The sequence below is a fragment of the Curtobacterium sp. PhB172 genome (genome assembly GCF_003752545.1).
Classification (GTDB): Bacteria; Actinomycetota; Actinomycetes; order Actinomycetales; family Microbacteriaceae; genus Curtobacterium.
Genome location: NZ_RKIF01000007.1, coordinates 152306 through 172355 on the forward strand (window position 1 = coordinate 152306; position 20050 = coordinate 172355).

Consider the following 20050-nt stretch of genomic DNA (forward strand, 5'->3'; position numbering starts at 1 on the left):
GATGTAACTTTGCAGGCAGCGCAAAAATCGTTTCGCCAGCGCATCGGTACCAGGAGACCCTGCTCATGACCCAGACGGCGACCGCACCCGCGGCCCCCACCACGGCGTCCAACGTCGTGATGAACCACCGACAGATCCTGTTGGTGATCTACGGCCTGATGGCCGGGATGTTCCTCGGAGCCCTCGACCAGACGATCGTCGGCACCGCGATCCGCACCATCGGTGACGACCTGCACGGCCTCGACCAGCAGGCCTGGGTCACCACCGGGTACCTGATCGCCTCGACCGTGACGACGCCGATCTACGGCAAGCTCTCCGACATCTTCGGTCGGCGGCCGCTGTTCATCACGGCGATCGGCATCTTCATCGTCGGGTCGTTCCTCGCGTCGTTCTCGACCTCGATGCTCATGCTCGCCGGGTTCCGTGCGCTGCAAGGTCTCGGTGCCGGTGGCCTGATGTCCCTGCCGCTGGCGATCATGGGCGACATGCTCGCCCCCCGCGAGCGGGCGAAGTACCAGGGCTACTTCCTGGCCGTCTTCGGCATCTCGTCCGTGATCGGCCCGCTCGTCGGTGGCGTCTTCGCCGGCGCGAGCGAGCTGCTGTTCATCTCCGGCTGGCGCTGGGTGTTCCTGATCAACGTGCCGATCGGCGTCATCGCGCTGTTCATGGTGCTGACGTTCCTGCACCTGCCGAAGTTCGGTGACCGTGGCAAGCCCCGGATCGACTGGTGGGGTGCGACGCTCGTCATCGTCACCCTCGTGCCGTTGCTGCTCATCGCCGAGCAGGGTCGCGAGTGGGGCTGGAGCTCCCCCGGCGCCTTCGCCTGCTACGGCATCGGTGCAGCCGGCCTGATCGCGTTCATCATCGTCGAACGGGCGATGGGCAGCGACGCGATCCTGCCGATGAAGCTGTTCGGCTCGCGGGTGTTCTCGATGTCCGCGATCTTGTCGGTGCTCGTCGGCTTCGGCATGTTCGGCGCGATGCTGACCATCCCGCTGTACCTGCAGATCGTGAAGGGCGTCACCCCGACCGAGTCCGGGTTCGCGATGCTCCCGATGGTGCTCGGTCTGATGATCTCGTCGATCGCCTCGGGCCAGATCATCTCGCGGACCGGCAACTACCAGGTCTTCCCGATCACGGGCACGGCGTTCACGGCCATCGGCTTCACGGTCCTGACCTTCCTGACCGCCGACCGCCCCCTCTGGTTCCTGATGCTCGGCATGTTCGGCATCGGCCTCGGGCTCGGGCAGCTCATGCAGACGCTGACCCTCGCGGCGCAGAACTCGGTGTCCCCGCGGGACATCGGCGTCGCCACCAGCGCCGCGACGTTCTTCCGGCAGATCGGCGGCACCATGGGCACGGCCGTGCTGCTGTCCGTCCTGTTCACCCTGATGCCGACGAACATCACCGCGGCGATGCAGAACGAGACCGACCTGAAGAGCGCCCTCAACGCCGCGCTCACCCCCTCGGTCGCGAACGCGTCCGAGAACAAGGGCGTGATGGACCAGATCTGGACGAAGATCGTCGATCCCGTGCAGAAGAACGTGCAGGACGGCCTGAACGACGGCGCCGTGCAGGCGAAGGAAGCCGCCGACGCCGCCGTCACGAAGCAGGTCACGGCCGCCGTGCAGCAGCAGGTCGCGGCCGGCAAGCTCCCCGCCGCCGCAGCCGACACCGTCATCGCCCAGCAGGTCGACGACGCCAAGCCGGCCGCCGAGCAGCAGGCCCTCGAGACAGCTGCGGCCAAGGCCAACGCGACCGTCGTCGACGGCACGCTGCAGGTCGACTACTCGGACAAGGCACAACGCGAGAACGTCGTCGACGAGGTCGCCCCGACGCTCATCAAGCAGCTGAAGAGCGGCGACTCGAGTGCGAGCTCGTCCGGTTCCGCGGCGACGAGCGACACCTCGTTCCTGAACGGCGCGGACAAGCGACTCACCCGTCCGTTCCTGGTCGGTTTCAGCGACTCGGCCGTGCGCGTGTACTACGTCGGCCTCGCGGTGATCCTGCTCGCGTTCGTGCTGACCTGGTTCTTCCGGGTGCCGCCGCTGCGCAAGACATCGGCGCTGCAGGAGCAGGCGGACGCCGCACGGACCGCTGACGCCGACGCTGCGGCAGCCGGTGCGGGCGCGGGTGCGGCCGGCGCCGGATCGGGTTCGGCTGCGATCGCGTCGTCGGACTCGGTGCCGACCTCGCCCGACGTGCCCGCCCAGCCCCGGTCAGCACGCGCGGCCGGATCGTCAGACGTGTCGGTGCTGCCGAACGACGTCGCCACGGATGACACCCGTGCTCCCCTGCCCGACGCCACAACGCACGGCGCGCACTCGGCGGCTGCGCCCGTGGACGAACCTCCGACGACGACCGGTGCCATCCGGACCCGGGCTGCACACGCTGCCCCGGTGGTGGACGCCGGTGCCCCTGCGACCGGGGCCGACGCTGCGGAGGCGAGCCGGGCCTCCCGGCTGGACGACGCGGACGACGCGCACCCGCACGGGCGGCACTCGGCCGAGTAGGCGCGGGCGCAGGCAGGCGCAGGCGCAGGCCTGCCCTGCCGACTCGGAACGACAGGGTCGACGTCGCACGACGTAAACCTTGTCGTCTCCGCGCGCGTGCAACTGTTGCGGGCGCGCGGTTGCGTCATCCTCGATGTCGTACGACGTCGAGGATGTCGCACTGCGCGCGCGCCTCGGTGCGTGTGCATGTTCCGACGATCCACGGGTCGATCACCTCGTGGAACGTCGCAGCATGCGCCCGCATCGTGTGCGTGTGCATGTTCCGACAGGACACGCGTCGATCACCTGGTGGAACGTCGCACGATGCACCCGCATGCACCCACGCGCGGCCGCCACCACCCACGCGCACCCGAGCGCACACCCACGCGCCGCCGCCGCGCCCGTCAGCCTGCCGCGCCCGTCAGCCCGCCGGCACCTCGCCCGCGCGACCATCCGGGGCCGCACCCGCCACCTCGAACGAGGCCGCCGGCAACCGCTTCCGCATGACCTCCACCGCGGCGGGGTTGTCGTCGACGAGCACGTACCGCCGCCCGAGCGCCGAGGCCACCGCGCCGGTCGTCCCGCTGCCCGCGAAGAAGTCGAGCACCCAGTCCCCCTCGCGCGACGAGGCCTGCACGATCCGCCGCAGCACCCCCTCGGGCTTCTGCGTCGGGTAGCCGGTCTTCTCCTTGCCGGTCGGCGACACGATCGTGTGCCACCAGACGTCGGTGGGGAGCTTGCCGCGCTCGCGCTTCTCCGGTGTGACGAGCCCCGGCGCCATGTACGGCTCGCGGTCGACCGCCGACGAGTCGAACCAGTACTGCGACGGGTCCTTCACGTAGACCAGGATCGTGTCGTGCTTGGTCGGCCACCGCGACTTGGACTTGGCGCCGTAGTCGTAGGCCCAGACGATCTCGTTCAGGAACGACTCGCGGCCGAACAGCGCGTCGAGCAGGACCTTGGCGTAGTGCGACTCGCGGTAGTCGAGGTGCAGGTACAGGGTGCCGTCGGTGGTGAGGAGTCGCCAGGCCTCGATCAGCCGGGGCTCGAGGAACGTCCAGTAGTCCTCGAACCGGTCGTCGAACCGCATCAGGTCACCGCGGACCCGCTCGTAGGTCCGTCCGTGGAACCCCATCACCGGCCCGTCGGCGCTCGGTACTGCGGACGAAGCATGCCGCCGCTGGTACCGCCCCGTGTTGAACGGCGGGTCGAGGTACACGATGGTGAACGTCTCGTCGGCGAGCGCCGGGGTCACGTCGAGGGCGTCGCCGAGGACGACTCGGTCCGGGCCTCGGTCGTCTCCCGTGTGCACGGGACCATTCTGGCGCAGCCAGCGGCGACGCACCGGTCCCCCCGCAGAAAGCGCAGCCAGCGCGGCCAGCGGCGACTCGGCCTCGCGGCGTAGCCTCGGCGCATGGCAGCACCCGAGGTCCGCAACGACACCGACAAGCAGCAGTACTCCCTGGTCGAGGACGGCGAGGTCATCGGCTTCGCGGCGTACGAGGTCGACGGCGACGAGATCCGCTTCGTCCACACCGAGGTCGACCCGTCGCACCGCGGTGGCGGGCACGCGTCGATCCTCGTGCAGCACGCGCTCGACGACGTGCGCGACGGCAGCCTCCGGGTCGTGCCGCAGTGCAGCTACGTCCGCGCGTGGATCGAGCGACACCCGGACTACCAGGAACTCACGACGCGCTGACGAGAGCGGCGAGCGAGCGCCGTCCGGTCAGTACGACCGCTCGTGCGTCCCGACGCGCGCTTCGTGCCGACCGGCGCTCCGCACCGTCGGCACCTTGATGAGCACGCTGCCGCTGAGCAGGTCGTGGTCGTCGTCCGCCGGTGACGGTGCCTCCTTCGGGAGGCGCGACTGCCGTTCGTACTCGGCTTGCGTTTCGTGGCGGGTCGGCGCGAACACCTCGTCCAGCATCCCGCCGATCCCTCCGGATCCGCCGCTGCGCGTGGACTTGTTCGACAGGTCGATCCACCCCACGCGATCGGCGATCCACACCACGACGGCCACGGCGGCCACCGCCCCCAGGAAGATCAACCAGTTCACGCGAGCGACGCTACGTGGACGATCCGGCCACGACATCAGCCGCGCGGGGGATTCTCATGATCCGCACCTGTGGTTCATGGACTCGGTCGTCACACTGGTCGAGCGGCGGCCGGAGCGTCCCCCCTCTGCTCCGGCCGCCCACCACGAGCTCGCTCAGGGGCAGTGCCCGCTCAGGGCACGCGCTCGAGCCACTCCTTCGTCGCGAACTTCGTGCGCACGAGCTCCTGCGCCTTCTCGCGCTCGGCATCGGTCACCGCGCCGGGAGTCGCCCCGTACAGCTTCGTGAACGTGCCGACCAGCCGGTCGATGATCTCGGCGCGGGACAGCCCGGTCTGCGAGCGCAGCGGGTCCACGCGCTTCGCGGCCGACGTCGTCCCCTTGTCGCTCATCTTCTCGCGCCCGATCCGCAGCACCTGGACCATCTTCTCGCCGTCCATGTCGTAGCTCATCGTGGCGTGGTGGAGCAGGGATCCGGTGCCGAGGCGCTTCTGCGCAGCGCCGCCGATCTTGCCCTTGGCCGAGGTGATGTCGTTGAGCGGCTGGTAGTACGCGTCGATGCCGAGGGACTTCAGCGCCTCGATCACCCACTCGTCCAGGTAGGCGTAGGAGTCCGCGAACGTCATGCCCTGCACCAGGTCCGCGGGGACGTAGAGCGAGTAGGAGATGATCGCGCCGGCGTCCATGAACATCGCGCCGCCGCCGGAGATCCGCCGGACGACCTGCACGCCGAACTTCTCGGCACCGGCCGGGTCGACCTCGTTCTTCAGCGACTGGAACGACCCGATGACGACGGCGGGCTGGTCCCACTCCCAGATGCGCAGGGTCGGACCGCGGCGCCCGGCGCCGACTTCTTCGGTCAGCACCTGGTCGAGTGCGAGGTGCTCGTTCGGGCTGATCGGGCCTTCGTGGATGACCTGCCAGTCGTAGTCCTGCCACGACGACGCTCGGGACAGCGCGCGGCGGACGGCGACCCCGACGGACTCGGGTGTGAAGCCGAGCAGCACGGCGTCGGCGGGGAGCGCGGCACGCACGGCCGCGGCGATGCCGGCGGCGTCGGTCGTCGACGGCAATCCGTTGACGGCCGCGTCGATGAGCGGCAGCGCATCGTCGGGTTCGAGGAAGAAGTCGCCGGCGAGCCGGAACTCCTGGATGTCCCCGTCCACCACGTCGAGGTCGACGACGACCAGTTTTCCACCTGGGACCTTGTACTCACCGTGCACGCGTCGAGCCTACGCCCGCCACCTGTCGGACTGGAGGCGCGGGTCGGCGCCGCCACGGGCCTCCCGTCCGCCAGCCGGTACCGTCTCAGGACGCGCGCGCCGTCACCCGGTCCAGCCACGCGACCAGGTCGGCCACGACCTCGTCACGGTTCGTCTCGTTATAGACCTCGTGCCGCGCGCCCTCGTAGACCTGCACCGTGACGTCGGACAGTCGTCCGCGCCGCCGGTAGGCCTGCGCCAGCCGCTCGACCGACCGCGGCCCACCGAGGGCGTCGTCGGACCCGACCTGCAGCAGCACGGGCAGGTCGTGCGGGATCCCTCGCCGCGGGACCCCGAGCAGCCGGAGCGTGTCGGGTAGGCCGAACAGGCCGATGACGTCGGCCTCGACCGCGAGCGGGTCGACGGACATCGCGTCGATGATCTTCCGGTCGCGGGTGAGCCACTCGAACTTGGTCGGACCGGAGCCCGCGTGCCGCGCGTTGAGGTCGCCGCTGTTCATCCAGCCGGGCAGCCGGTAGGCGGTGGCGGAGAGCACGACCCCGTCCCACGACTCCGAGGAGCTGTTCACGATCCGCTGCGCCATGAGCGAGCCCCACGAGTGCCCGAGCAGGACCAGGGGCACGCCGGGGGTGTCCGCCCGGGCGACCTCCCCCATCTGCTCGACGACGGCGATCGCGGCGCGCAGTCCGCCGGGGCCGAGCCGACCGAGCTTGGCGTGGTCGCCGTCCCACTGCCCGAGGCCGGTGCGCCCGTGCCCGCGGTGGTCGTTCGCGTGCACGGTGTACCCGGCACGCACGAGGTCCTGCGCCAACGGCTCGTACCGCAGCCCGTGCTCGCCGACGCCGTGCGCGATCTGCACGATGCCCTTGGGGCGCGCCGCTCGCCAGGTCGAGTAGACGATCTCGACGCCGTGGGCGTCGGTGAACGAGGCGTCGCCTCGCGCTGCGGAGAAGGTGGGCACGTGAGCATCCTCGCAGAACTCGGTCGCCCGACACCTGTTCATCCGGCGTTCACGCAGGGGCTTCGGGGCGGGCCTACCGTCCCCGGCATGGACGTCCTCGTCATCGTCGTGCTCGTGATCGTGGTGGCCCTCGTGTTCGACTTCACGAACGGGTTCCACGACACCGCCAACGCCATGGCCACGTCGGTCGCCACCGGGGCGCTCAAGCCCCGGACCGCCGTGCTCATCTCCGCCGTCCTCAACGTGGTCGGCGCGTTCCTCTCCACCGAGGTCGCCAAGACCGTCTCGCAGGGCATCATCCGCGAGGGCCAGGACGGCGTCCACATCTCCCCCACGATGATCTTCGCCGGGCTGGTGGGCGCGGTTCTCTGGAACCTCGCCACGTGGTACCTCGGGCTGCCCTCGTCGTCGACGCACGCGCTGTTCGGTGGGCTGATCGGCGCATCGATCATCGGCGCCGGGCTGAACTCGGTCGACTGGGCGACGGTGGTGTCGAAGGTCGTGCTGCCGGCGCTGCTCTCCCCGGTCATCGCCGGGGTCATCGCCCTGGTGGCGACCTACCTGGCGTACGTGCTCACGAAGAACGCCACGACGCACGGTGCGGCGACGGGCTTCCGGCACGGGCAGACCGTCTCGGCATCGCTGGTGTCGCTCGCGCACGGCACCAACGACGCGCAGAAGACGATGGGTGTCATCACGCTGACGCTCATCGCCGCGAACTACCAGGACAGCGGGACCGGCCCGGCACTCTGGGTGATCCTGGCCTGCGGACTCGCGATCGGCCTCGGTACCTACACGGGCGGCTGGCGGATCATGCAGACGGTCGGCAAGAAGATCTCCGACGTGCAGTCGCCGCAGGGCTTCGCGGCCGAGACGAGTTCCGCCGCGACGATCCTCATCTCGTCACACCTCGGATTCGCCCTGTCGACGACGCACGTCACCAGCGGTTCGGTGATCGGGTCCGGGCTCGGCAAGAAGCTCGCCGACGTGCACTGGTCGGTCGTCGGCCGCATCGTCGTCGCGTGGGTGATCACGTTGCCCGCGGCCGCGGTGGTCGGCGGGTTGGCGACCTGGCTCGCCTCGACCTCGGCGGTCGGCCTCGTGCTGGTGGCGGTGCTCGCCCTGGGCGGCGGGCTCACGTTCTACGTCCTCGCCAAGCGCAAGCCGATCTCGCACGACGACGTCGCCGCCGGATCGACCGAACCCACCGACCAGGCCGAGCCGCAGCCGGCCGGCGCGCAGAACTGAGGGGAACGACGATGGAGATCGACTTCACGAGCATCGGCCTGGTCGCGGGCGTCGGCTTCGTGGCCGCGGTGGGCATCGTGCTCGTCTACACGCTCGGCCTGCGGCTGCTCGGCACCGGGCAGCCGCTCGACACCGGCGGCGAGCGCACCCAGTACTCCGAGGAGACTCCGCGGTCCGGGCACACGCCGCCGGCAGCACTGGCGGGTGCTGTCCTGTGCTTCGCGGTCTGTGCGGCGGCTGTGCTCGCGGGCATCTGGCTCACAATCCCCCAGTTCCACTAGGACGTTCCTTCCCATCGCCCCCGCGGTGGGAAGCGGAAACGGGCGTACCTGGTCGGGACTTCCGACCAGGTACGCCCGTTTCGACCAGGTACGCGACCGACCTCAGTGGGCGCTGTAGCCGCCGTCGACCAGGTGGTAGCTGCCCGTGATGAACGAGGCCTTGTCGCTCAGCAGGAACAGCACGAGCGCGGCGACCTCCTTGTCGGTGCCGAGACGCTTCGTGGCGTGTTCCTCTTCCAGCGCCGAGATGGCCTCGGGCGTCATGGCGTTGCGGAGCAGCGGGGTGTCGATGAAGCCCGGGCCCACGGCGTTGGTGCGGACACCCTGCGCCGAGTACTCGAGCGCGGCGACCTTGGTCAGGCCGGCCAGGGCGTGCTTCGACGCGACGTACGCGGCGTTCTGCGCGATGCCGACCGTGCCGAGCACCGACGCCATGTTCACGATCGAGCCACCACCGGCGGCGACCATCGCGGGCAGCTCGTAGCGGAGCCCGTAGAAGACACCGTCCAGGTCGACCGCACGGACGCGGTCCCAGGCGGCGATGTCGTAGTCGCCGATCTTCTGCGGGGCGGCGCCGATGCCGGCGTTGTTCACGGCGAGGTGCAGCGCGCCGTGGGTGTCGACGGCGTACTGGACCATGCGCTCGTTGTCGGCGGCGACGGCGGAGTTGGCCTCGAACGCGCTGGCGGTGCCGCCGGCCGCCGTGATCTCGGACGCGACCCGCTGGGCAGCGTCGAGGTTGATGTCGGTGACGACGACCGTGGCACCCGCCGCGGCGAGCTCCTTCGCGACGGACTCGCCGATGCCGCTGCCGCCACCGGTGACGATGGCGACCTTGCCCTCGAACTCGGACATGATTCCTTCTCTCTGAACAACACCTGTTGTCCAGGACAACGGTACACCCGAAAACCAGTTCGTTCACTGAACTAATGAGCTAGGCTAACGACCTGTGACCGACGCCACCGACCTCCGCATCGCCGTGAACCGGCTGTCCCGGACGCTCCGCGCGCAGAAGGCCGACACGACCGTCACCGACGCCCAGTTCGCGGCGCTCGCCCGGCTCCACCGCGACGGCGCGATGACCCTCGCCGACCTGAGCCGCCAGGACGGCGTCACCCCACCCTCGATGACGAAGACCATCGCGGTGCTGGTCGAGCGTGGCCTGGTGTCCAAGGGCGGCCACGACGACGACCGCCGCAAGGTCGTCCTCTGCGCCACCCCCGCCGGAGCCGCGTTCGTCGAGGAGACACGGCGCCGCCGTGACGGCTGGCTCACCCCGCGGCTCGCCGCACTCACCCCCGTCGAGCGCGCCACCCTCGCCGACGCCACCGAGATCATGAGGAGGCTGGCCCAGCAGTGACCGCCATGTTCCGCTCCCTCGCCGGACGCAACTACCGCATCTGGTTCGCCGGTGCCCTGGTGTCGAACGTCGGTACCTGGATGCAGCGCACCGCCCAGGACTGGATCGTCCTGACCCAGCTCTCCGACAACGACGCCGTCGCGGTGGGGATCACGATGGCGCTGCAGTTCGGCCCGCAGCTGCTGCTCCTCCCCCTGACCGGGCTCGCCGCCGACCGCTTCGACCGTCGCAAGATGCTCATGCTCACCCAGGCGCTGATGGGCCTGCTCGGGCTGGGCCTCGGCGTCATGGTCCTCACGCACACCGCGACGCTGCTCGCGCTGTACGGCTTCGCCCTCGCGCTCGGCATCGTCGCCGCGTTCGACACCCCGATCCGGCAGGCGTTCGTCTCCGACGTCGTGCAGGGCGAGAACGTCGCGAACGCCGTCGCGCTGAACTCCGCCTCGTTCAACGCCGCCCGCCTGATCGGTCCCGCGGTCGCCGGCGTGCTCATCGCTGCCATCGGCTCCGGCTGGGTGTTCGTCATCAACGCCGGCTCGTTCCTGGCGGTCCTCATCGCGCTGCGCTTCGTCGACCCCGCACAGCTCGCCGAGCGGGTGCACGCCGGCCGTGGCAAGGGGCAGATCGTCGCCGGCTTCCGGTACGTGCGGACCCGGCCGGACATCATCGTCGTGCTCTGCATGATCTTCGTCGTCGGCACGTTCGGCGTGAACTTCCCGATCTTCACCTCGACGATGGCGCGCGTCGAGTTCCACCAGGGCGCCGGCGAGTTCGGCCTGCTCAACTCGGTGATGGCGATCGGATCGGTGTTCGGCGCGCTGATGTCCGCCCGCCGGGACAAGCCGCGGATGCGCACGCTGGTGCTCGCGGCCGGAGGCTTCGGCCTGGCGTGCACGGCTGCCGCCCTCGCACCCACGTACTGGACGTTCGCGTTCGTCCTGGTGTTCGTCGGACTCGCGGCGCTGACCTTCATGACCACCGCGAACGCCCTGGTCCAGACCACGACGAAGCCCGCGATGCGCGGCCGCGTGATGGCGCTCTACATGGCGATCTTCGCCGGCGGCACCCCCATCGGCGCCCCGATCGTCGGTGCCATCGCAGACGCGTGGGGTCCCCGCTGGGCCATCGCGGTCGGAGCGGCGTCGGGCTTCGTCGCGCTCGCCATCGCCATCGTCTGGCTCGTCCGCTTCCAGCGCCTCCGGCTCCGGTACGACGCGGACACCCGCCTGCACCTCGCGGTCACGCACGCGATGCCGGTGGTCGGCACTCGCGCCTCGCGTGCCGCGCTCCGCCAGGAGCTCGAGCGCGAAGAGGCCGTCGCCGACCGCTCCAGCGCCGTCTGACGCGTCCGGGCAGCGTCCGTCTCACGAAAGCGACAGATCTCCGCGACGCGGCAGCCTCCATCTCGCGAAAGCGACAGATCTCCGCGAACTGTTGGCGGGTCTCTGACGCTTTCGCGTGGCGGACGGGAGGCACGGGTCGGGCCCGCCACGGGCCTCCCGTCCGTCGCCGGTCCGGTCCAGGGCCGCGATCAGTGCGCGGGTTCGGTCACCGCGAAGACGCGCTCGTCGAGCGCCGCCGCGACACGATCCGCAGCGGCCGCGAGCCGGTCGCCGGCATCGCCGACGATGCCGAGGGCCGCGTCCGCCGGGACGGCCTCGAGCCGGTCGCGGGCGGCGGAGAACGCCGCGACCTCCTCCGCGACACAGGACGGTGCCACGTCGGCCAGGCACTCGGCGGCCCGTCGGACCGTGAAGCGCAGCGACCGAGGACTGTGCTCGTCGAGGAGCAGGAACGCCGCTGCGTCGTCCGGCGCCGGATGGTGGTCCCGGCCACGCAGGAACGCCTCGCCCGCACCGCAGGCCCGGAGCGCCGCCGTCCACGAGGTGACCGAGTCCGGTTCGAGCAGCCCGGAGGCGAGCAGCCGGGCGGTCGAGGCGACCCGGGTCAGGGAGCGGCCCAGGGTGAAGAACTCCCAGACCTCGTCGCGACTGGCGTCCCCTTCGACCACGCCGATCGCGAGGGCGCTGCGTTCCCGAGCCCAGCCGAGGAACTCGTGCGCGCGGCCCGGGGCGATCTTGCGTGGCATGCGCGAACGGGTGACGTCGAGGCAGTCCCAGAGTTCGCTCGAGACGACCTCGCGGGCTCGACGGGCGTGGTCCCGCGCGACGGCGACCGCGGCGGCGATGGACGCCGGCTCGTGCCGGTCCAGTGCCAGGGCGTCGATCGTCGCGGACCGGTCGGCGTCGTTCGCCGGTCCGGCGGTCCCCACCACCGAACGGAGCTCCGCGGCGACGGCCCGGTCGTCCTCGACCGTGCCGGGTTCGCGGCGGGCGACGTAGACGTCGAGCAGGCGTGCGACCACGTCGGTGCGCTCGACCGCGCTCCCCACGTGGAAGACGTTCCCCGCGAGTCGGCTCAGCACGGCTGCTCCTGCATCCCCAGAACCTAACGAGCGGGCGTTGCGGGAGTGTTTCGAAGCCGCGTCACGGGTGTTGCAGTGTCCGATGTCCGCGCACGGGCCTGGGTCTCCGCCGCGATCACGGCCCCTCGCTAGACAATCTAACTAGAGCGTCTAGCATTGCAGGATGACTTCCGAGGTCCTGACCAGCACCGCGGGGTTCTGGTACGAGGACTCCCCGGTCACCGCCGTCGACGTCCTGAACGCCCTGCGCCGGTACCGCACCGCCGAGAGCGCCGCGCAGCGTCGGGCTCGCGAAGCCCTGGGCATCGGCGAGAACGCCCTGCTCGCGCTGCGGGTCCTCATCGACGCCGAGCACGACGGCCGGACCGTCAACGCGAAGGACCTGGCCGAGCGCCTCGAGATCACGGCGGCGTCGACCTCGGCGCTCGTCGACCGACTCGTCCGCAGCGGCCACGTCGAGCGGCACCAGGACCCGATCGACCGCCGCGGCGTGATCCTCACCGCGACGGGGACGTCGATGGGCCACGCCCTGCGCGTGATCGAGGAACTCGACGCCCGTGCCCTCGAGGTCACCGAGCACGTGCCGACCGACGAGATGGCCGTCGTCGTGGACTTCCTCGACGAGATGGTCCGCGTGGTCGACGAGGTCGACGCGGGCGCCCGCACGCTCCGCCGCGCGTAACCTGCTGTCCATGGACCCTCGCGGCACGCACGACCCCGAGGACGACATGCCGTTCGCCGAACTCGACTCCCGGGCCCGCGCCGACGCCGCACTCCGACGGATCCAGGGCGGGGCCGATCCGGCGCGCGAGGCCTTCGACCTGGCGAACACCATGAACGACGAGGCCGTGGGACGGCTCACGGCACGGCTGCGACGGTTCCTCCGCCGCGGCTGACGCGTCGACTGACGCGTCGGCTGACGCGTCGACTCGCGCGTCGATTCAGAAGGCGGTGCCGACCGCCGCGATGTCGTCGCCGCCGTGCCCAGCCGCACTCGCGTCGGCGTAGACGCGACCGAGGGCGTCGAGGAGTGTGGTGGACACGTCGTTCGCCCGCGCGGCCTCGGCGATGAGGCCGATGTCCTTCCGCAGCCCGTCGAGCGCGAACTGCGCCGGGAACTCCCCCGCGATGATCGCCGCGCCCTTGGTGTGCGCGTAGGCCGAGTCGCTCGCGCTGCCGTCGATCGCGTCGAGGAACAGCTGCGGGTCGAGCCCGAGCGCCGCGGCGAGGGCGAGCGACTGCCCCGTGGCTGCGGTGATCGAGGCGATCCAGGCGTTGGCCGCGAGCTTGAGCGCGGTCCCGTCGCCGACTCGCTCGCCGGCGCGGACGGTCTTCGCGCCGATCGCGTCGAGCACCGGGACGACGCGGTCGACCTGGTCAGCGGGGCCGGCCGCGAGCATGGTGAGCTTCCCCTGCTCCGCCGGGGCCTTCGTGCCGAGCATCATCGCCTCGACCAGGGTGATGCCGTACTTCGCGGCGAGCTGCACGACGGTCTCGGTGCCGTCGACGCCGATCGTGGACGCCTGCACCCACACGGCGTCGGTCGGAGCGTCTCCGGCGGCCTGTTCGAGCACGTCGACCACGGCGTCGGTGTCGAAGAGGGTCAGGAGGACCACCTCGGCGTGCTCGACGGCGGCACCCGGGTCCGTGGCGACCGTCGCACCGTGCTCACCGAGCGGTGCGGCCTTGTCGGCACTCCGGTTCCAGACCGTGACCTGGTGCCCCTCGCGCAGCAGTGATCCCGCCACGCCGGCACCCATCGCCCCGGTTCCCAACACCGTCACTCGCACGTGCGTCTCCGTCCTGCCAGGGCGCGGTGCCCGGCGTTCCCGACGCTACGCGCTCGACCGTCGTCGCTGTCAGAGGAGCCCGCGGGCCTGCAGCCAGGCGGCCGGGTCGACCGGGACGCTGTCGACGATGACCTCGAAGTGCAGGTGTGCCCCGGTGGAGACGCCGGTGTTGCCGACGGCGCCGAGGCGTTGGCCGGCCGAAAGGACCTGACCGGGTCGCACCCCGATCGTCGACAGGTGGCCGTACCGGGTCTGGGTGCCGTCGGCGTGCTGGAGCAGGACCTGGTTGCCGTACCCACCCAGGACCCCGGCGGAGACGACACTGCCGGGCATCGCGGCCACGACGGTGGTGCCGATCGGAGCCGCGAAGTCGATGCCCTGGTGGTTCGTCGAGCAGGCGGAGCACCCGGTGACCCAGCGCGAGCCGAACCCACCGGCGGCCGGCACGCTCCCAACGGTGGGGCGGGCCGCCGCACCCGACGAGCCAACGGCGGCCGCGCGGGCCTGGGCGGCAGCGGCCCTGCCGATCGAGAAGCCGTCGCGGTCGACGGAGAGCCGGGCGGAACCGTCGGCGACGAACTGCTGCACGCCGAGCACGGGACTGCTCGGCGACGGGGTCGATGCCATCGCGGTCTGCGGGGAGCCGACGGCGACGAAGAGACAGGTCACCGCGGCGGTCGCCGTCGCGGGCAGGGCGCGCCGGACGGAACTGCGGAAGGAGGAGGGGGAAGCCGGGGTGGCGGAAGGGGGAGCCACCACCCCGGCGGCTCTGGGGGCGTCCGGGCGCATGCCGTGCCCGGCACGGCGCCGCACGGACGCTTCGGGTCGGCGGGTGCGGGAGCGGTTCGCGGCCCGCCGTTCGGCACCGCGCGGGCGCAGCGGGAGGCCGTCGGTGGGCGTCGTCATCGCTCGGGGACCGCCGGGCTCAGACGCGGACGACGCCGTCGCGGGCGATCCGGTCGAGTTCGGTCGCGACGGCGTCGACGACTGCACGGGTGATGGCGTCGGCGACCGTCTCGACCAGGACGAGCTGCTCGGGCTGCACACGGAGCTCGGTGACCACCGACGGGGTGACGCGGACCGTGATGTCGTCGATCGCGGCGACGAGAGCCGCGGGCACGAGGGTCGAGTCGCCGGCACGGACGGGAGCGGTCATCGGTGAGGTCGGGGCAGGCGCCGCGGCTGCTCGAGCCGGGGTCGGGATCCGGGTCGTGCTCGTGGCCGGCGGCTCTGACTGGTCGCGTCGCTGGGCGATGGAGTCGAAGAGCGGGGTGGAGGACATGCTGCTGACCGTCCGATCTGAGTCGTGGTTGCGGGCCGTTGTCGGGCGACCCGTCGGGGATCCGTGCCGTGCGGACGTCCCTCATTCAACCATTGATATTTCAGATGTGCAATAGTGACCGGACAAATCCGTTCAGTCGGGATCGACGGCCGCCGCGGTGGGGTCATCGGGCTGCAGCGCCCGCTTGACCCGCTCAACGATCGTCGCCGGCGGGTTGTTGTAGGTGTTCGCCGGCTCCTGACCGCTGAGCTCCTGGATCGCCGCCATCACCGCATCGGTCGCGTGCCGGCGTGCACGTCCGGACGAGGCCTCGCCGAACGCGGACAGGTCGATCGGCTTCCCGAACTCGATCGTCACCTTCGCGAGCTTCGGCAGCTTCGAGCCGACGGGCTGCACGTCCTGCGTGCCCGTCAGCGCCACGGGCACCACGGGCGCTCCGCTCGTCAGGGCCAGCCAGGCCACACCCGTGCGGCCCTTGTAGATCCGGCCGTCCAGGGAGCGGGTGCCCTCCGGGTAGATCGCGAAGGCCTCGCCCTCGTTCAGCCGCGCGAGCCCCAGGTCGAGCGCCTGCTGTGCCGCGGCCCCCGCACCACGCTCGACGCCGATCGCGCCGATGCCGCCGAAGAACGCCCGCGACACCGCACCGCGGAACCCGGTGCCGGTGAAGTACTCCTGCTTCGCCAGGAAGGCGACCTTCCGCGGTGCCATCAACGTGATCGCCGGTGAGTCGATGAAGGAGCGGTGGTTGCTCGCGAGGATCACCGGTCCGCGCTTGGGCACGTTGCGGCGTCCGATGATCTTCGGTCGCCAGAGCATCCGCGCGAGCGGTGTCACCACGGCGCGACTCAGCACGGTGGCGAACTTGGTCGAACCGGACACCGGGCCTCCTCGTCGTGACGGCGAACTCCCGAGTGTAATCACGCCTGCGAGCAGTACATGCCCACGGCGGCATGCACGTCCGGAGCCGGAGTCAGTCGGCCTCGGACGCGACGACGTCGAGCACCGCGCGGCCGTACCGCTCGAGCTTCGCGGCACCGACCCCGGAGATCTCGGCGAGCTGGTCGACGTCGGCCGGACGCACCGCTGCGATACCGCGGAGTGTCGCGTCGTTGAACACCACGTACGCCGGCACACCCTGCTCGCGCGCCTGCGCAGCACGCCAGACCCGGAGCGCTTCGAACAGGCCGACCGCCTGCTGGGGCATGTCGGTGACCACGGTCCGACGAGAGGACCGGCTCGCCCGCGGCGCCTTCACCGGGTCGCGACGCATCCGCACCTGGACCTTGCCGGTCAGGACCTCGGCGCTCGTCGGACTGAGGACGACCGTGCCGAAGCCGTCGCCCGAGACCGCGGCGTAGCCCTGCGCGAGCAACTGCCTGGCCACCGCGCGCCACTCGCCGTCGGACAGGTCGGAACCGATGCCGAAGGTCGCCAGGGACTCGTGCTGCAGCTCCTGCACGCGCGGCGACTGCTTGCCGACCAGGATGTCGACGAGGTGGGCGACGCCGTACCGCTGGCCGCGCTCACGCTCGAGCCGGACGACCGTGGAGAGCAGCTTCTGCGCGGGCACGGTGCCGTCCCACGACTCGGGCGGGGCGATGCACGTATCGCAGTTGCCGCAGGCCGTGGACGGCTGCCCGAAGTACGCCAGGAGCCGCACCCGGCGGCACTCGATCGTCTCGCACAGGCTGAGCATGGCGTCGAGGTGGGCGCTGAGCTGCCGACGGTGTGCGGCGTCGCCCTCGGACTGGTCGATCATCCGTCGCTGCTGCACGACGTCGTTCAGGCCGTACGCCAGCCACGCGGTCGAGGGCAGTCCGTCGCGCCCGGCACGACCGGTCTCCTGGTAGTACCCCTCGACCGACTTCGGCAGGTCGAGGTGCGCCACGAACCGGACGTCGGGCTTGTCGATGCCCATGCCGAAGGCGATCGTCGCGACCATGACGATTCCGTCCTCGCGCAGGAAGGTCGACTGGTTGCGCGCACGCACCCGGGCGTCGAGCCCTGCGTGGTACGGCAGCGCCTGGATGCCCTGTTCGGCCAGTGCCGTCGCGGTCCGCTCGACCGACTTGCGCGACAGGCAGTAGACGATGCCCGAGTCGCCGCTGTGCTCGGTGCGGATGAAGGTGAGGAGCTGCTGCAGCGCGCCGGTCTTCGGTTCGATGCGGTACTGGATGTTCGGGCGGTCGAAGTCGGCGACGAAGTGTGCGGCGTCGTCGAGCCCGAGCCGCGCCGAGATCTCCTGGTGGGTCTGCGGGGTCGCCGTGGCGGTGAGGGCGATCCGGGGCACGGTCGGCCAGCGCTCGTGCAGGATGCTCAGCTCGAGGTAGTCCGGCCGGAAGTCGTGGCCCCACTGGGCGACGCAGTGCGCTTCGTCGATGGCGAACAGCGACACGCGCGCCCGGTCGAGGAGCGCGCGCGTGGACTCGAGCCGGAGCCGCTCGGGCGCGAGGTAGAGCATGTCGACCTCGCCCTGGACGACCGCGCGCTCGACCCGGGCACGCTCGTCGGGCCCCTGCGTCGAGTTGAGGAAGGCGGCACGGACCCCGTTCGCTGCGAGGGCGTCGACCTGGTCCTGCATCAGCGCGATGAGCGGCGACACCACGACCCCGACGCCGTCGCGCACGAGCGCCGGCACCTGGTAGCAGAGCGACTTGCCACCGCCGGTGGGCATGAGCACCAGGGCGTCACCGCCGGCGACCACCTGGTCGATGATCGCCGCCTGCTCGCCACGGAAGTCGTCGTAGCCCCACACGCGGTGCAGGACGTCGAGCGCTGCGGCTCGCGAAGCAGACACGGCGGCGGGCGCGGGCGTGGTGCTCATGTCACGAGCCTACGGGCGACCGGCGACACCCACGGCACTGTCCACAGCGGCACGGTCCACAGCGGCTGCGTCGACATCGTCGGCACGAGCCGGCGCGGCGGCCCAGCCCGTGCCCGCCGGGCCGAGCCAGCGCTTGCCCCCCGCCCAGACCGGCGGCGTCCCGCGGAACCGCGGCGCCTGGTGTCCGGCGAACGTCCGGTCGAGCTTCCGCCACCACGCCAGGAGCTCGACCATGCCCCAGAACAGCAGCGACGTGCCGAGGGTGACGAGCCAGCCGCCGAGCGTGCCGTTGGCGTCCGAGGAGGCCAGGTCGATCCCCGACCAGCCCGGCGCCTGCAGCACGAAGATCATGATGTTGTTGAAGGCGTGCTGCAGCACGGTGGCCTCGAGACCACCGGTGCGGAGCACGATGATCGCCGCGATCAGCCCGAACGAACCGACGTCGAGGATGCCCCAGACGTTGTAGCCGTTCGGGATGTGCAGCACCGCGAAGACGACGGTCGACACCGCGACGGCGATGAGCGTGCCGGTGCGTCGCGGGATCCACGAGGCGATCGTCTGCATGAGGAAGCCACGGAAGATGAACTCCTCGGCCGCGCCCTGGAACGGCACGAGCAGGACGACGAGGACGATCGTCAGCGTGAGGGTGCCGAGCGACACCGTGGACTGGCCGATCGCGGCGTGGTTCCACGCGAAGCCGCCGTCGGTCGTGATCATCCCGCCGTCCCAGAACAGTCCGGTCTGCACCACGAACATGATCGCCGCGATGACCAGCGTCGGCAGCACGCACCACGCCGTCCACGCCCACCGCACCCGGAAGCGCGTCGACGTCAGGATCGCGCCGGGTCCGAGCCGTGCGACCTTGACCGCCAGCAGGATGCCGGGCAGCAGGATGACCAGCGAAACCAGGGTCAGCGACAGGATCAGCGGATCGGTCGGGTCCAGGGCTCCGCGCTGCAGGTCGTCGAGCAGGTCGTACAGACCGGACTCGCCCCCGACCGCCGCGACCGGGACGAAGTACGCGACGGTGATGAGCACCTGCGAGGCGAGGTACCAGCCCGCCAGGAACGCGAGGGCGACCAGCGGGCGCCACCACCTCCATCGTGCGTCGACACGGGGCAGGCGGTGGTAGGGAACACTCACGCCCCGCAGGCTACCGGGCCGGGCAGGATGGGACCCGTGCTCACCGTGCTGTTCGGCCTGACCGGAGCCGTCGTCTACGGTTTCGCCGACTTCCTCGGCGGGCTCGCGTCGCGGCGCATCCGTCCGGTGGCGGTCACCGCCGTCGCCGCGGCGATCGGGATCGTGCCGCTGCTGGTCGGACTGGCCGTGCTCGGGGGGACGCCGTCGTGGACGGGCACCCTCTGGGGCGCCGTCGCCGGACTGTCCGGCGCGGTCGGGGTCCTGCTGCTCTACGCCGCGTTGGCGATCGGCCCGATGAGCGTGCTGTCACCCCTGACCGCCGTGTTCGCCGCCGTCGTCCCGGTCCTGGTGGCCGTGGCCCGCGGGACCGTCCTGACACCGTTGGCCGTCGCCGCGGTGGTCGTGGCCGTCGTCGCGGTGGTGCTGGTGGCGGCGGTGCGGGACACCTCGGGTGCACGCCTCACCGTGCGTGGGGTGGTCGCGGCCGCGGTCGCCGGGTGCGGGTTCGGCGGGATCGTGCTCGCCTACGACGTGACACCGCCCGGCGCGGGCGTCCACCCGCTCGTGGTCGCGCGGGTGCTGCAGACGGTGCTGCTGGGCGCGGCGGCGCTCGTGGTGACGGTGCGTGCCGGGCGCGGGGCGCGGTCTGGAGGCGCGGCAGACCCCGCAGCGTCGGTCGGCGTCGCGGGGTCTGCCGTGCCTCCAGGGCGCTGGTGGCCGCCGCGTCTGCTGCTGACGGTCGCGGCGTGCGGCGTCCTCGACGCCCTGGCGAACGTGTGCATCCAGGCCGCGCTGCACGCGAGCGACGACCCGGGCACCCTGCCCGTCGTGAGCGTGCTCAACGCGCTCTACCCGATCGGCACGGTCGTGCTGGCCGGGGTGGTGCTGCGGGAGCGGTTGACCGCGCCGCAGTGGGTCGGCATCGCGCTGGCGTTCGTCGCGTCGGTGGGCCTGGCCCTGGCGTGACC

21 protein-coding genes are annotated in these 20050 nt (G+C 71.2%); 9 read left to right on the forward strand and 12 right to left on the reverse strand.

Annotated features, from left to right (window positions below; genetic code table 11):
* The first annotated feature begins 65 nt into the window (after positions 1 to 65).
* Positions 66 to 2513 carry an MDR family MFS transporter gene (locus EDF42_RS07885; RefSeq protein ID WP_123671940.1) on the forward strand — a complete coding sequence of 816 codons (2448 nt, stop codon included), beginning with the start codon at positions 66 to 68 and terminating at the stop codon, positions 2511 to 2513.
* Positions 2514 to 2913: 400 nt separating this feature from the next.
* Here EDF42_RS07885 and EDF42_RS07890 read toward each other — a convergent pair whose 3' ends face one another.
* A complete protein-coding gene (locus EDF42_RS07890; RefSeq protein ID WP_185040822.1) occupies positions 2914 to 3804 on the reverse strand; it encodes a site-specific DNA-methyltransferase in 891 nt (296 codons plus the stop codon).
* Between the two features lie 102 nt (positions 3805 to 3906).
* On the opposite strand from EDF42_RS07890, the gene EDF42_RS07895 reads away from it, so the two are divergent.
* Entirely contained in the window at positions 3907 to 4191 is a 285-nt protein-coding gene (locus EDF42_RS07895) for a GNAT family N-acetyltransferase (protein WP_123293692.1), read from the forward strand.
* 27 nt (positions 4192 to 4218) lie between these two features.
* Here EDF42_RS07895 and EDF42_RS07900 read toward each other — a convergent pair whose 3' ends face one another.
* The 3 genes from EDF42_RS07900 to EDF42_RS07910 form a co-directional block, all read right to left on the reverse strand.
* On the reverse strand, positions 4219 to 4548 hold the full coding sequence (locus EDF42_RS07900) for a hypothetical protein (protein ID WP_123671941.1): 330 nt from the start codon (positions 4546 to 4548) through the stop codon (positions 4219 to 4221).
* Between the two features lie 170 nt (positions 4549 to 4718).
* A complete protein-coding gene (locus tag EDF42_RS07905; RefSeq protein WP_123340174.1) occupies positions 4719 to 5768 on the reverse strand; it encodes a biotin/lipoate A/B protein ligase family protein in 1050 nt (349 codons plus the stop codon).
* An 85-nt stretch (positions 5769 to 5853) separates the two neighbouring features.
* On the reverse strand, positions 5854 to 6729 hold the full coding sequence (locus tag EDF42_RS07910) for an alpha/beta hydrolase (RefSeq protein WP_123671942.1): 876 nt from the start codon (positions 6727 to 6729) through the stop codon (positions 5854 to 5856).
* 87 nt (positions 6730 to 6816) lie between these two features.
* Here EDF42_RS07910 and EDF42_RS07915 point away from each other — a divergent pair, with 87 nt between their 5' ends.
* Both EDF42_RS07915 and EDF42_RS07920 read left to right on the forward strand, forming a co-directional pair.
* Positions 6817 to 7977, forward strand: a complete 1161-nt coding sequence (locus tag EDF42_RS07915) for an inorganic phosphate transporter (protein ID WP_123671943.1) — start codon at positions 6817 to 6819, stop codon at positions 7975 to 7977.
* Positions 7978 to 7988: 11 nt separating this feature from the next.
* Positions 7989 to 8258 (forward strand): hypothetical protein, encoded by a 270-nt coding sequence (locus EDF42_RS07920; RefSeq protein WP_123293687.1) that lies wholly within the window; start codon positions 7989 to 7991, stop codon positions 8256 to 8258.
* Between the two features lie 102 nt (positions 8259 to 8360).
* On the opposite strand, the gene EDF42_RS07925 is transcribed toward EDF42_RS07920, so the two are convergent.
* Positions 8361 to 9113 carry an SDR family NAD(P)-dependent oxidoreductase gene (locus EDF42_RS07925; RefSeq protein WP_123671944.1) on the reverse strand — a complete coding sequence of 251 codons (753 nt, stop codon included), beginning with the start codon at positions 9111 to 9113 and terminating at the stop codon, positions 8361 to 8363.
* A gap of 94 nt (positions 9114 to 9207) precedes the next feature.
* Here EDF42_RS07925 and EDF42_RS07930 point away from each other — a divergent pair, with 94 nt between their 5' ends.
* Together EDF42_RS07930 and EDF42_RS07935 are read left to right on the forward strand one after the other, a co-directional pair.
* Positions 9208 to 9618: a MarR family winged helix-turn-helix transcriptional regulator gene (locus EDF42_RS07930; RefSeq protein ID WP_111085532.1), complete on the forward strand. Its 411-nt coding sequence runs from the start codon at positions 9208 to 9210 to the stop codon at positions 9616 to 9618.
* On the forward strand, positions 9615 to 10961 hold the full coding sequence (locus EDF42_RS07935) for an MFS transporter (RefSeq protein WP_323749192.1): 1347 nt from the start codon (positions 9615 to 9617) through the stop codon (positions 10959 to 10961). The genes EDF42_RS07930 and EDF42_RS07935 overlap by 4 nt, the downstream gene beginning before the upstream one ends.
* A gap of 188 nt (positions 10962 to 11149) precedes the next feature.
* Here the strand turns inward: EDF42_RS07935 and EDF42_RS07940 are convergent, their stop codons facing one another.
* Positions 11150 to 12043, reverse strand: a complete 894-nt coding sequence (locus EDF42_RS07940) for an alpha-E domain-containing protein (RefSeq protein ID WP_185040824.1) — start codon at positions 12041 to 12043, stop codon at positions 11150 to 11152.
* 163 nt (positions 12044 to 12206) lie between these two features.
* On the opposite strand from EDF42_RS07940, the gene EDF42_RS07945 reads away from it, so the two are divergent.
* Together EDF42_RS07945 and EDF42_RS07950 are read left to right on the forward strand one after the other, a co-directional pair.
* On the forward strand, positions 12207 to 12725 hold the full coding sequence (locus tag EDF42_RS07945) for a MarR family winged helix-turn-helix transcriptional regulator (protein WP_123671946.1): 519 nt from the start codon (positions 12207 to 12209) through the stop codon (positions 12723 to 12725).
* A 10-nt stretch (positions 12726 to 12735) separates the two neighbouring features.
* On the forward strand, positions 12736 to 12939 hold the full coding sequence (locus EDF42_RS07950) for a hypothetical protein (protein ID WP_123671947.1): 204 nt from the start codon (positions 12736 to 12738) through the stop codon (positions 12937 to 12939).
* A gap of 45 nt (positions 12940 to 12984) precedes the next feature.
* Here EDF42_RS07950 and EDF42_RS07955 read toward each other — a convergent pair whose 3' ends face one another.
* The 6 genes from EDF42_RS07955 to EDF42_RS07980 all read right to left on the reverse strand — a co-directional run bounded on the left by EDF42_RS07955 (position 12985) and on the right by EDF42_RS07980 (position 19082).
* Positions 12985 to 13833 (reverse strand): NAD(P)-dependent oxidoreductase, encoded by an 849-nt coding sequence (locus EDF42_RS07955; protein ID WP_260235250.1) that lies wholly within the window; start codon positions 13831 to 13833, stop codon positions 12985 to 12987.
* Positions 13834 to 13902: 69 nt separating this feature from the next.
* Positions 13903 to 14739 (reverse strand): M23 family metallopeptidase, encoded by an 837-nt coding sequence (locus EDF42_RS07960; protein ID WP_123671948.1) that lies wholly within the window; start codon positions 14737 to 14739, stop codon positions 13903 to 13905.
* Positions 14740 to 14758: 19 nt separating this feature from the next.
* Complete coding sequence (locus EDF42_RS07965; protein ID WP_123340165.1) at positions 14759 to 15115, reverse strand: hypothetical protein; 357 nt, start codon at positions 15113 to 15115, stop codon at positions 14759 to 14761.
* Between the two features lie 132 nt (positions 15116 to 15247).
* Entirely contained in the window at positions 15248 to 15994 is a 747-nt protein-coding gene (locus EDF42_RS07970; RefSeq protein WP_123340164.1) for a 1-acyl-sn-glycerol-3-phosphate acyltransferase, read from the reverse strand.
* Positions 15995 to 16085: 91 nt separating this feature from the next.
* Positions 16086 to 17939, reverse strand: a complete 1854-nt coding sequence (recQ, locus tag EDF42_RS07975; RefSeq protein WP_123340163.1) for a DNA helicase RecQ — start codon at positions 17937 to 17939, stop codon at positions 16086 to 16088.
* A 9-nt stretch (positions 17940 to 17948) separates the two neighbouring features.
* On the reverse strand, positions 17949 to 19082 hold the full coding sequence (locus tag EDF42_RS07980) for a CPBP family intramembrane glutamic endopeptidase (RefSeq protein WP_123340162.1): 1134 nt from the start codon (positions 19080 to 19082) through the stop codon (positions 17949 to 17951).
* Positions 19083 to 19118: 36 nt separating this feature from the next.
* Between EDF42_RS07980 and EDF42_RS07985 the strand changes: the two genes are divergently transcribed.
* Positions 19119 to 20048, forward strand: coding sequence for an EamA family transporter (locus EDF42_RS07985; protein ID WP_123671949.1), 930 nt, complete (start codon positions 19119 to 19121; stop codon positions 20046 to 20048).
* Positions 20049 to 20050 lie beyond the last annotated feature (2 nt).